We start from the raw sequence: 12,919 nt of genomic DNA on the forward strand, positions 1-12,919 counted from the left end.
ATCGGTAGGTGCAGCTATTTGCGGAGCGGCAATCCCGGGAGTGATTTTCTATTTCCTTTTCTAACCAATAAATCTCCAAAACCTGGAAATGAGAGAAATCTATTCGTAATTCCTGCCCTAATCCGCAACCTCTACTTTAAAAAAAACAGATCGGTTTTCATGGCTTCTGCTTTGGCTGGAACCAGAAATCCTGTTATTGCTTCTATTGGTATGTGTGAGCAACCCGCCAATTTCGATCCATTCCCCTATTTTCCCACTTGCCGTAGTTTGCACTTCCTGAACCTGAATCCCACGTGCATTTAACTTTGAAACTGTAGGATTAATTTCCAGTGTCACTATATCTCCGTTTACTTTTGGAAGAACACTGAAACCAGTTGGAACATCCTCAAAAGAGGTGCTTTGCGAACGGGTTGAAAAGGGGCCTACCCCCTGTGTAACCGTGGTTTGAACAGGAATACGCTGACTGATATAAATGGTAGCAGGACGACCTTCCAAAGTTGTCACCTGTTGCGTATGACGTTCATCAAGAGTCCTGCTGTTTTCACCAATTGTTCCGCTTACCACGCCCCTGTTTCCGCCAATGGTACCGGTGACACCGCCCCCACCGCGATTTGCAGGCGGGATGACCACCCTCCCCCTTCCTCCGCCAAAGGGAATATTTGCTCCGACATCAACAGAGGATCTCTCCCGTTTACCTGAAAGACCCTGTCGGACCGTAATGCGAAGATTGCGCAAGCGGGTATCCAACTGCGTCAATAGTCCCTGAATCATTTGGAGGTTTTGGGGAGATGATCGAACGATCAACTGATCATTCATACCCGTGACGGTTCCATTCCCCTGCAACAAAGGTTCGATAACAGGAATGATCTCACTAGCCATCCGGTTTTGAAGTTTGAAAATTTTAAGTTGCGATTGAGAATAGACAGGACTTGCTATAAAAAAAATCAAAAGGATAAGAGCCAAACCTGCTGGCACAAGCAGCCGGTTTGCTATGCCACAGTTTCGTTCATTTGAAAGAAGTGGATCCATTGTTCCAAATAGAATATTTTGCAAACAACCGGGTCGCGCATATCAAAAAACTTTGCGCCCTGGAACTCTTCCCGGTCCAGCTCTTCAACATTATTAAGACGCTGGCACCAAATACCGAGTTTCACGGCTGCTTCCAGTTTACCATTCAGGAAATTTTCGTTTTCAAACTCCAGAACTGTCAATTTCCCATCTTTTGATTTTAACACAAGCAAATATGCCTGCGTGTCGCTTTCCATCTAATACACCCCTGAAAATAAAGATTTTATCGTCTATTCCAAGTTAAAGGTTAAAAGGAAACCTGTCAAATAAAGTATTTACTTGGCATCACGCCAATTTTGCCCCCAGGCCATATCGACCACCAAAGGCACTTTTAACTTGAAAACTCCTTCCATTTCCTTACGAACCAACTTCTCCAGCTTATTCTTTTCATTACTCGGACATTCAAAAACAAGTTCATCGTGAACCTGTAATATCATTCTCGATTTGAAATTATTCTTGTTGAGGTGTTGATGTAAACGAATCATCGCAATTTTTATCAAGTCCGCCGCACTTCCTTGTACGGGAGAATTGATTGCGATGCGTTCAGTAGCTTCACGAAGCTGCCTGTTTTTACTGTGGATATCCGGAAGGTAACGTCGTCGATCAAGCAGTGTAGTGGAATACCCTCGGCCCCTCACCTGTTCTATCGTGGACTCCATGAACTGTTTCACGTTCTTGTACAGTTCGAAATATTTCTCTATAAATGTTTTCGCCTCCTTTGGCGAGATTTTCAATTGACGGGAAAGGCCAAAGGCGCTCAAACCATAAACAATTCCAAAGTTGACTGCTTTAGCAATTCTTCTCGAATCCTCTCCAACCTCGTCCAGTGAGGTTCCAAAGATTTCTGCCGCTGTTCTCGTATGAATGTCTTCTCCTTTTTCAAAAGCCTGGACCAGAGCAGGGTCATTGGACAAGTGAGCCAACACCCGGAGTTCAATCTGGGAATAGTCGGCAGCAAGAAGCTCACATCCTTCATCGGCAACAAAAGCTTTCCGGATCTCCTTACCCAACTTTGTTCGAATAGGAATGTTCTGTAAATTAGGATCACTGCTGCTCAGCCGACCTGTTGCGGCAACCGTTTGGTTATAAGACGTATGCACCCTTCCTGTCTTTTCAAATATCTCACCAGGAAGAGAATCAACGTAAGTAGATTTTAATTTTGCCATTTGCCTGTAGGTCAGAATTTTATCTGGGAGGGGGTGTTTGGAGGCTAATTCCTCCAGGACTTTTACATCGGTGGAGAATCCTGTTTTGGTTTTTTTAACCACAGGCAGATTTAGCTTCTCAAACAGGATAACCGCAAGTTGTTTGGGAGAATTAACATTAAACTCTTCCTCCGCAAGCAGATGAATTTCTTTTTCCAGTCCTGCCATATCTTTTTTAAGAACTTTGGATAATTCACCAAGATGCTCTTGATTCAACTTGATTCCCGTCAATTCCATAGACGCAAGTACATCGATCAAAGGCATTTCAATTTCTTCGAATAGTTTTTTTTCTGCGTCCTTTAATTGAGGCTTAAGCTTTTGGGTAAGTTGAAGAGTCACATCGGCATCTTCAGCGGCATAATCAGTCGCTGACTCAATAGAGACCTCATCAAAACCGATTTGTTTTGCTCCCTTTCCTGCGACATCTTCATAGTGAATCGTTTTTCTGTTCAAAAGCTCGAGAGAAAGAGCATCCATACTGTAATTCCGACGGGTGGGGTCCAGTACATAGGCAGCAAGCATCGAATCAAAATCAATTCCCTGCAAACCAACCCCTTCATTTTTTAAAACGATCAGATCATATTTGATGTTGTGTCCAAACTTAAAAAGCTTGGGATCCTCAAGCAAAGGTTTAAGTTTCTCCATTACCATCTGCTTATTGAGTTGAACTGGAGCACCCAGATACTGATGGCCTACAGGAATGTACCAACCACTTCCTTCCTTTATAGAAAAAGAAAGCCCCACGATCCTGGCCCAAACGGGACGTATCCCGGTTGTTTCAAGATCGACCGCAAATTTCCCAGCCTTTTTCAGTTCCTTGATCAAGGCATCCAACTGCTTTTCAGTCAACACTGCCTCGTATTTTGTATCCATCACTTCTGGGACCTGAGTTGATTCCGAATCAGGCAATTCATTTAGGAGTGTGTTGAATTCAAGCTCCTCAAAAAGAATACGCATTTTTTCAATATCCGGGTCTCTCCGGACCATATCTTTAATTTCGCAATCCAATGTCATTTCAGTGTCAATGGTAACGAGCTTACGGCTTAAAAACGCGTTGTCTTTGTGGATTTCAAGCTTTTCCTTGAGTTTCTTTTTATCAATAGAATCGAGCTTTTCATACAAACCTGCCATTGAACCATATTTTTGAATCAGGTCCGCGGCTGTTTTGGGACCAACACCTGCTACGCCAGGAACATTATCGCTGCTATCCCCCATTAACCCGAGAACCTCAATGACCCGCTCGGGTTTGACACCAAACTTTTCTTCAACCTCAGCTTCGCCCAGGGTTTTATTTTTCATCGTATCCAACATCACAATATCTGGCCCTACAAGTTGCATCATGTCCTTGTCGCCACTCACAATGACTACATGCATCCCGTTCCGCTCACCCTGCCGAGCCAAAGTTCCAATAATGTCGTCCGCTTCATAGCCTTCCCGACTCAGTGTAGTAATATTGAAGCAATCCACCAGTTCTTTAAAATACGGAAATTGGGCTTTTAAGTCCTCAGGGGGTTCTCCCCGATTTGCCTTATATTCTGGAAAAAGATCATGACGGAAGGTTTTTTCCTTGGTATCAAATATTACCGCCAGATAATCCGGCCCCTCTTCACGTACAACCTTCATTAACATTGTGGTAAAACCATATAGAGCGTTTGTTGGCATTCCTTTGGAATTGGTCAGGTGATGACGCACACCATAAAAAGCACGGAAGATGTACGCTGAACCGTCTATTAAATAAAGGCTGGGTTTCTTTTTCATTTATAGATTCCTGTTTATTCCCGAATAAAGATTGGTGCCTTGGTATTCAAAACACATATTTCGAGATATATTAAATAGAAGGCATTGAGGCACGCCATCATATCAAATAATAGACACACCAACTTATCTTTCTAATACTCTTATAGTGAAAATGCCAACAACAAAAAAACCACGGAAAACAGTTCAAAAAAAAAGCTCCAAAACCACTTTAAAGAATAAGTCGAACAAAGCAGGTTCAAAATCCCGGAACCCAGACTCCGCATATCTCCAGCAAAGTGCTCTGGACCTTCTTCATCAAGGCACTCCCATTAAAAACATATTCAACTTCCTTGCAAAACAAATTGAAACCTCCATACACGAAACCGCAGCTCTCCTTTGTTATTTTGATTCCCAATCCATCAGGCAAGTGACAGGTCCTGGCCTTCCCCCCAGGTTTTTAAAAGAAATAAAAGATCTGAAGCATTCCACTTTTAAAAGTGTCTTTTCTGGGGCAAACCATGAGGAAAAAAAAATAATCTCCGCAGACCTTAAAAACGCTCCCGGCTGGAAGGCCATAAGCGTTGGGTCGCTATACCCAGCCTACCGGTATTGTCACACCGCCTTGATATCAAACTCAAAGGGTGCTTGGCTCGGAACCATTAGCCTGTTGACCCATTCAAAAAGAAAACCTACACAATCGCAATTTTCCTTTATTCAGAACATAGCGAAAATAGCAAGCCTAGCGATTGAAGATCAAAAGAGGAAAATTGAAATAAGAAAACTAAAAGCTAAAGCATCAAATGAAGTTGAGGATCGCACACAAAAAATAAGGGAAGCTATCCGGCAATTGCAGGATGAAATCGTTCAGCGAAAAATAATGGAACGAAGCCTGAAAACCTCAAACGAGAAACTCCAAAACCTAAGCAACCACCTCGAAAATGTGCGAGAAGAAGAACGCACCCGGATATCAAGAGAAATCCACGATGAACTTGGGCAGATGTTGACCACATTAAAAATGAAACTGGCAATACTCGAAGAAAGAACTCTCGAGGAAGGATTTCCTATTCAGGAAGACATACAAGTGATGATGGGACTGGTAGAGACAACACTTGAAACAGTCCGCAGAATCTCAACAGAATTACGACCCGGCATCCTTGATGTACTGGGGCTATCAGAAGCTCTTGAATGGCAGGCACAGGAATTTCAAGAACAAACCCAGATTAAAATACACAGTGAAATTCAGCGCTTACCTGAAAACCTCGGAAAGGAACTGTCGACAACCTGTTTCAGAATTTGCCAGGAAGCCTTAACAAACGTTGCCAGGCACGCAAATGCCAAGCATGTCACAGTTTCCCTGAAGCATGAACAAGGAAAGCTCGAGCTTATTGTTCGTGATAACGGCAAGGGCATTACGAACGAACAACTATCAAGAATCACATCTCTAGGATTAATTGGAATGAGAGAAAGAGCCCAAAACCTCGGGGGTGATCTTAATATTGAACGCGCCGCACCAAACGGCACTGAAGTTAGTTTTTCTTTTCCTTTGGAATTAGCCTGATAAAATAAAAAAAATGTTATCAGGCATAGACAGACACGATCTCTGTTATATAATAAAAACATGATTACTACTGACACGATTCAACTGCTGATCGCAGACGACCATCCGATTTTCCGTCAAGGTTTAAAAACCGCCTTCTCTCGGTTTCCAGAATTTGAGGTCATCGATGAAGCTGAAGATGGATTTCAACTTCTGGACAAAATCAAAAACAAACAGTACAACGTTTTGCTTCTGGATATTTCAATGCCTGGGCCAAACGGGCTTGAACTTCTAAAGCAACTTAAAAAGGATCAACCTGATCTTCCTGTTTTGATTTTAAGTATGTATCCGGAAGATCGCTATGCGATTCGTTTCATGAAAGCGGGAGCCTCGGGCTATCTCACTAAAGAAAGTCCTCCCAGCCAGATTGTGGATGCATTACGCAAAGTGTCCCAGGGCGGGAAATTTATGAGCCCTAGGTTGACAGAAAAAATCGCTTATGAATTCCTGGATCATGAAAAAGCTCCACATGAAACATTATCCGATCGGGAGTTCCAGGTTTTATGTATGATCGCATCTGGAAAAACAGTGACAGGAATCGCGCAGGAGTTGACCCTAAGTGTCAATACCATCAGTACCCACAGAAGTCGCATCCTGAACAAAATGAAAATGAAAAATAACGCGCAACTAACCCATTATGCAATTCAGGCCGGGTTAGTTGAGGACTGATGGGTCAGGGAATTTAGTTTTTCCCTGATTATATTTCCCCGAAATTATCCAGTTAGTTTCTAGAAGGCTTATTAAATAGTTTTTTGCAGTGAGGCATCCGGTCCCCGGTTGCCTCTTTTTTTTGGACAGCTTTGCATAAGTGGAATATTTTGGAACAAAGTGTTCACCACTACGAGGAACCGTTGCGAAGAAACAATCCAGCCGGGCAACGCCCGGAAGAAACTGAAAAAAAACCTCTGGGTCCACCCCTCTGGACACTAAAGCTCCGGAAAAACAACTTGGCCGAGTCCCCTCTTCCCGTTCGCGATGACGGAATTTTTGTCTCTGTTCCTACCAGACCGACACTGCTTTGATACCGGGGTTATGCAAAGGTCTTCTTTTTTGGAAATAAGACGGTCCCCTTTTACTATTCGATACTTCGTGATACCATCCGCCTATATTTATTGTCCCCATCTTTTTTCTACTTTTCAGATCGTTTCCGGAATTTTTTTCCATGAAATGCCCAAAATGTTCTTCGGAAAATATTAAAAGCGAAGGCAATCGTTCCCTGTATTCGAAATCGATCACCTTCGATTTTTTTGAATGCGGCGATTGTGGAATGCAATTTGCCGAAAACCCTGACAGTCAGCAGGAAGAGTCAACGCGCTCTCTTCCTTCAAAAGAGGAACTGATTGAAAAAATCCGCCAAAAGCATAAAAAAGAAGATGAACGACAGGAGAAAATCGAAAACCTTCTAAACGGAAATCCCTTCCAACCCCCACCCCTTTTCAACGCACTAAACAATCTAAAGAATAAAAATAATCCAAGCAGCGAGGAGATTGCAGATCTCCTTGGAAAATTTCCTTTCCTGGGAGAAAGACTGCTGGAACTGATCAATGGCCCCTGTTTTTTCGACCAGGACACCTTTCAAAACTTTCGAGATCTCCTTGAGAATTGGCCTCTGGAGGCTGTGGCTCAAATGGTTCTTGCTCTTGAAATTGTCGACCTTATTCAAACTCCAGAGTCATTCCTGGTTTCCAAGAACGCCTTTTGGACCCATGGAATTGTTTCCGGCCTTGCCGCGAAATCTATAGCCAATTTTCTAGGAGAGGAAAATAATCAAAAGTATTTTTTGGCGGGGCTGGTGCTTAATATTGGGAGATTAATCCTAGCCAATCATTTCCCGGATGCCACCTTCAAGGCAGTCACTCTATGCAAGAATTCGGGTTCTTCACTTTTTGAGGCGGAGGAAAAGGTGTTTGACTTCACTCACGCGCAAATTGGAGGCAATCTGCTTCGGAAGTGGGGATTCGAAAATGCGATCACAGAGGGAGTGATTTACCACCATCGTCCAAATGATCTGAAAAACCCCTCGCAGTCGGTATATATCCTCCATTTGAGTGAGGCTATTGCTCATGATTTAAAACTGGGTAGTTCTGGAGAAAAACATTTCCCCAGACCCGATTCTCTGGCTGTTCAGTCACTGGGCCTGACCCGATCCCTCCTTGAAAATATTAAAGGCAATGTCACTTCACTGACAGATGAAGCAAAACGCCTGATAATCGCCTGATCCATTTTTTCATATAAAATTTCTTTTTTAATCCAATAAGTTACAGCCTCTTTCCTCCTGAATGTCTGAGGAGAATGTTGGTTATTGAAATAAGGTAATTGTGATACTATATGGCAGTAAATTTTCTCCTTAAAAAACAACACGTTTATGACCCAAACTGCTAAAAAGATCCAACAGGATTCGCCCGACTTCAAGCTTCTGGAAGCTGGACGTAAAGCGCTCGAAATAGAAAGCCAGGCTCTGGACGATATGAGGAAGAGGTTGGATTCTTCATTTATCAGTCTTGTCAATCATTTGGATCAACTCGTCAGCCAATCCAGGAATCTGGTCATAACAGGAATCGGGAAATCTGGATTGGTTGGCACCAAGATTGCCGCCACATTTTCCAGTATTGGCTTGCCCACTATTTTTCTTCATGCAGCAGAAGCAAGCCATGGCGATCTGGGGGTTTTAAAACAAAATGACACGTTGCTGATGATTTCGAACAGTGGGGAAACGGAAGAGCTGTTAAAGTTGTTACCCGCGATCAACCGGAGGAAATGCACATTAATCGCTATGACTGGAGCTCCGGAATCAACTCTTGGGCGGCGTGCGCAATTGGTCCTTGATGTGAGTGTTCAGGAAGAAGCCTGTTCTCTCAATCTAGTTCCCACCGCTAGCACAACCGCCACCATGGCCATGGGAGATGCCCTCGCCATGGCCCTATTGGCGAAAAGAGGGTTTCGTCCGGAGGATTTTGCGCAATTCCATCCCGGTGGGAGCCTGGGGCGCAAACTATTAACAACCGTTGAAGATCTGATGCACAGTGGTAACGAAATACCAACAGTCCCCGCAGATGCAGGGTTTTTTTGCGTGCTTGATGAGATGAGCTCCAAACGGCTGGGTGCCACTCTCGTCACCGATACCAACAGGCAGATTCTTGGAATAATCACCGATGGAGATATTCGTCGTTTGATTGAGAAGAAAACAGACACGACCCAACTCAAGGCGTCAGGATTCATGAAACCTTCTCCCCGACACATTGATAAAAACGAACTCGCAGCAAAAGCCTTGCAAAAAATGGAAGAGCATCAAATCACAAGCCTGGTTGTTTCACCAGATGGAATCAACCTGGATGGATTTCTACACCTTCATGACCTTTTAAAAGCAGGTTTATAAAAATCCCTGGGAGATTGCGTGGGCAATCACCCTTTAATTTACAACTTCAGCGGCTTTAGCTATTCCGATCCGCTTTTGACCAAGACTTTGCAAACATGACTGGCGAAGAAATAAGAAAAAAATTCATTAAATATTTTGGAGATCGAGAGCATTCCATCATTCCGAGTGCCCCTCTTGTACCCCAAAATGATCCCACCCTGATGTTCACCAACGCAGGAATGGTTCAATTCAAAAATATTTTTCTTGGCCAGGAAAAACCGCCTCACCCTCGAGCGGTAACAGTACAAAAGTGCGTTCGCGCAGGAGGCAAGCACAACGACCTCGAAATGGTAGGCCGGACCGCCCGCCACCACACCTTCTTTGAAATGCTGGGCAACTTTTCCTTCGGGGACTATTTCAAAGAAGAAGCGATTGCCTTCGCCTGGGAATTCTTAACCAAAGAAATTGGCCTTCCTGAAAACCGCCTCTACGCTTCTGTTTATGAAGAGGACGACGATGCGTACAAGATATGGGAAACATCAATGGGTCTTCCTCAGGAACGAATCTACCGTATGGGAGAAGAGGATAACTTCTGGTCTATGGGGCCAACCGGCCCTTGCGGTCCCTGCTCTGAAATTTATATCGACCAGGGAGAAGCTTTGGGCTGTGGCAAACCGGAATGTTCTGTCGGTTGTGAATGCGATCGTTACCTTGAAATCTGGAACCTCGTGTTTATGCAATACGACCGAGACGCGGCAGGGAAGCTTTCGCCCCTTCCCAAACCCTGTATCGACACCGGTATGGGGCTCGAACGGTTAACTGCTGTCGTCCAAAATCAGCCAAGTAATTACGACTGTGACTTGATGATGGGAATTATCACATCCATTGCAAAAGTCACCGGCACACCTTATGACCCTAAACTGGAAAGCGGCGTCTCACAGCGGGTGATTGCGGATCATGCGCGATCTGCAGCTTTCCTGATTTCGGACGGTGTTCTACCGTCCAATGAAGGGCGCGGTTATGTTCTTAGAAGAATCATGAGGAGAGCCTTGAGGCATGGTCGGCTGCTGGGAATGGAAAAGCCTTTCTTTTATAAAATTACGGACCAGGTTGTCACGGATTTCAAACCCGCTTATCCCGACCTGGACAACAACAGGAGTTTCATCCAGAAAGTGGTACGCCATGAAGAAGAGGGCTTTATCAACACCCTCACCTACGGCACACGGATGCTCGACGATATCCTGGACAAAATGAAAAAGAACAACCAGACTACCATTCCGGGAGAAGAAGTTTTCAAACTTTATGACACGTATGGTTTCCCAGTGGATCTGGTCGAAGAAACAGCAAAAGATACCGGGACTCGGCTCGACATGGTAGGGTTTAACAAAGCCATGAAGGAACAGAAAACCAAGGCCATGGCTTCCTGGAAAGGCTCCGGTGAAAAAACAATCTCTCCTGTATACAATCAGATTCTTGAGGAGAACGGGCCAACACGATTTCTTGGCTATGAAAACATTCAGGATGAAGGACGAGTGATCGCGATTCTTTCTGATGGCAAAGAAACCGGTCAACTCTCCGCCGGTGAAGAGGGACAACTTTTGTTTGACCAAACTCCTTTTTATGGAGAATCAGGTGGACAAGTGGGAGACAGTGGACGCGCGACTAATGAAGGCCTGATAGTAGAAATACTTGATTCTAAAAAACCTGTTTCGAAGTTAATTGCCCATGAAGTCAAAGTTAAACAGGGCAATGTGAGGTTGGGTGATATTTTGCACCTTGAAGTCGATAAGGAAAGGCGTTCGAACACCATGTTCAATCATACAGCCACCCACCTATTGCATGCAGCCCTGAAGGAAACGCTTGGCAACCATATCAAGCAGGCCGGATCATTGGTCGCTCCAGACAAACTCCGTTTCGATTTCACTCATTTTACTCCCTTAAGTCCTCAGGAAAGGTTTCGTCTTGAAGACCTGGTCAATGAAAAAATTCGAAATAATATACCTGTTCAAAAAGATGAAATGGATATTGAACAAGCCATAGAAGAAGGTGCCGTCGCCCTATTCGGAGAAAAGTATGGTGATCGTGTTCGTGTGGTGGATGTTCCCGGTTTCAGCAAAGAATTGTGTGGCGGCACACATGTCAACGCTACCGGCGAAATCGGTTTTTTTCGCATCGTACAGGAAACAGGGGTCGCTTCCGGTGTCCGCAGAATCGAGGCAGTAACAGGACCGATTTCCTTTCAACGTATCCAGAAAGAATTTCAGGATATAACCTCTATTCGGTCCATGCTTAAAGCCCCCCCTGATGAAGAAGTCGCACGACTGGAGAAACTTTTAATTAAGCAAAAGGAAATGGAAAAGGAAATCGCCTCCCTGAAAGAAAAGCTGGTGAGCGGTAAAAGCTCAGGTGGCAGTATTCTGGATGGAGTCCAGAAAATTGGAGACGTTTCCCTTCTTGTAAAAAAACTTGAAAGCGTTGACACCAAAACCCTGCGGGGATTCATAGACAATGCTAAAGAACAGATAAAATCAGGTGTCGTTGTAGCCGGAGGCGTTGACAAGGGCAAGGTCATATTGGCCGCAGGCGTAACCAAAGATCTCACGGGCTCCCATCATGCGGGAAATATTTTAAAGAATATCTCAGCCATTGTTGGGGGAAGCGGTGGGGGTCGGCCGGATATGGCACAAGCGGGCGGCACGCTGCCGGAGAAACTTGATGAAGCACTAAACGCGGTCAAGGGCTTACTCTGACCGTTTAATAGTTGAACTTATCTATACAGAGGATACATGAAAAACGTACGCAAGCAGGAATTACTGGAAAAATGGAAAAAAGTTGCAACAAAAGCAGTCACTGACGACCTTTTCAAGGAAAAACTGGTCAAGGACCCAATCGGAAAAATGGCTGAGTTTGACTTGACGCTGCCGGAGGAAATTGAAGTGCTCACCGGCCACGCCAACACGATAACTCTGGTAGAACCCAAGGATGCCACGGAGAATCTGAAATCTGAAATTAAATGGTGGCGGGTACGCCTTGATGTCATCCAGGAGTTCGGTCAGGATGAACGTGGTGGCAATGCAGCGGTGGCCGGACCTGCTGGAGACGAAGACGAGGATGTTTAAGAATTTTTTTCCGTTTTTAACCCGCAATTCGCAGGCGTTATCAAAAACAGAGTTTTTATATTTTTAGCTAAATTATGATAACATCTGTGTTTAGCTCGATTGAGCGCCCGTAGCTCAGCTGGATAGAGTGTCGGATTCCGGTTCCGAAGGTCGCAGGTTCGACTCCTGCCGGGCGCGCCATTTTCGCAAAAGGGCTTACCCTTGCCAGCCGAAAATTACCCTCAAAACATCCTCAAAGCAATCCCCTCCAAAAAACGCTTTTGCTACTTCAAGGATTGCTAAATTTATCCAGCAGAGGGACAAGAATAGTCCTCATTAATTAATTGTATTGCCCTACCTCTCCAGCCAGTTAACGCATTAACAAATTTTTTAAACCGCAACGCTTTCCAAATCCTGAAACTCCTGGCACTCCCTCAAACTTTCAATCAAAGCGTCAATTCTGGCTCAATGACATGAAAGAACTCTATAAAATCACACTCTTTCTTTTCCTTCCCGCGTTATTGGCCAGCATTTTCTGGAAACTTTTTAATTATATTTTTCACAGCATTCCTCTCGGTATAGGATTGACCATCGGTATATTTTGGGCTGCAATGTTGCTTACAGGCCTTTATCTATGGGCAGATAAAAAGGTCAAGGCCTCAATCAATGAAAAACTTTATCCAGCACTAAATTATTTTAAAGTTATTTGCCTGGGAATATTTTGCATATGCGCTCTATTAATTTTTATCACACTTACAATGGATTACTTTTCCTCACCCCCACAACCTCCCGTCAATATTCCTCAAAACCTGGCAACAGGATAAAAAGCTTCAGTAAGAAACAGCTCCCCAAGCTTCCA

At 44.2% G+C, this 12,919-nt stretch carries 9 protein-coding genes and 1 tRNA gene; 7 read left to right on the forward strand and 3 right to left on the reverse strand.

Annotation, left to right across the window (positions count from 1 at the left end; all coding sequences use genetic code 11):
* Positions 1–117 precede the first annotated feature (117 nt).
* From G3M70_17535 to polA, 3 genes are all read right to left on the reverse strand, one after another.
* Complete coding sequence (locus G3M70_17535) at positions 118–879, reverse strand: type II and III secretion system protein (protein ID QPJ63581.1); 762 nt, start codon at positions 877–879, stop codon at positions 118–120.
* A 110-nt stretch (positions 880–989) separates the two neighbouring features.
* A complete protein-coding gene (locus G3M70_17540) occupies positions 990–1,265 on the reverse strand; it encodes a hypothetical protein (GenBank protein ID QPJ63582.1) in 276 nt (91 codons plus the stop codon).
* A gap of 78 nt (positions 1,266–1,343) precedes the next feature.
* Complete coding sequence (gene polA / locus G3M70_17545; GenBank protein ID QPJ63583.1) at positions 1,344–4,031, reverse strand: DNA polymerase I; 2,688 nt, start codon at positions 4,029–4,031, stop codon at positions 1,344–1,346.
* Positions 4,032–4,677: 646 nt separating this feature from the next.
* Between polA and G3M70_17550 the strand changes: the two genes are divergently transcribed.
* The 7 genes from G3M70_17550 to G3M70_17580 all read left to right on the forward strand — a co-directional run bounded on the left by G3M70_17550 (position 4,678) and on the right by G3M70_17580 (position 12,261).
* Positions 4,678–5,568, forward strand: coding sequence for a sensor histidine kinase (locus G3M70_17550; GenBank protein QPJ63584.1), 891 nt, complete (start codon positions 4,678–4,680; stop codon positions 5,566–5,568).
* Between the two features lie 60 nt (positions 5,569–5,628).
* Positions 5,629–6,276 (forward strand): response regulator transcription factor, encoded by a 648-nt coding sequence (locus G3M70_17555; GenBank protein ID QPJ63585.1) that lies wholly within the window; start codon positions 5,629–5,631, stop codon positions 6,274–6,276.
* Between the two features lie 493 nt (positions 6,277–6,769).
* A complete protein-coding gene (locus G3M70_17560; GenBank protein ID QPJ63586.1) occupies positions 6,770–7,825 on the forward strand; it encodes an HDOD domain-containing protein in 1,056 nt (351 codons plus the stop codon).
* A gap of 147 nt (positions 7,826–7,972) precedes the next feature.
* Positions 7,973–8,983, forward strand: coding sequence for a KpsF/GutQ family sugar-phosphate isomerase (locus G3M70_17565; protein ID QPJ63587.1), 1,011 nt, complete (start codon positions 7,973–7,975; stop codon positions 8,981–8,983).
* Positions 8,984–9,078: 95 nt separating this feature from the next.
* Positions 9,079–11,712 carry an alanine--tRNA ligase gene (gene alaS / locus G3M70_17570; protein QPJ63588.1) on the forward strand — a complete coding sequence of 878 codons (2,634 nt, stop codon included), beginning with the start codon at positions 9,079–9,081 and terminating at the stop codon, positions 11,710–11,712.
* 36 nt (positions 11,713–11,748) lie between these two features.
* Positions 11,749–12,081: a hypothetical protein gene (locus tag G3M70_17575; GenBank protein ID QPJ63589.1), complete on the forward strand. Its 333-nt coding sequence runs from the start codon at positions 11,749–11,751 to the stop codon at positions 12,079–12,081.
* A gap of 103 nt (positions 12,082–12,184) precedes the next feature.
* A tRNA-Arg gene (locus tag G3M70_17580) sits at positions 12,185–12,261 on the forward strand.
* Positions 12,262–12,919: the final 658 nt, after the last annotated feature.

The sequence above is a fragment of the Candidatus Nitronauta litoralis genome (assembly GCA_015698285.1).
Taxonomy (GTDB): Bacteria; Nitrospinota; Nitrospinia; order Nitrospinales; family Nitrospinaceae; genus Nitronauta; species Nitronauta litoralis.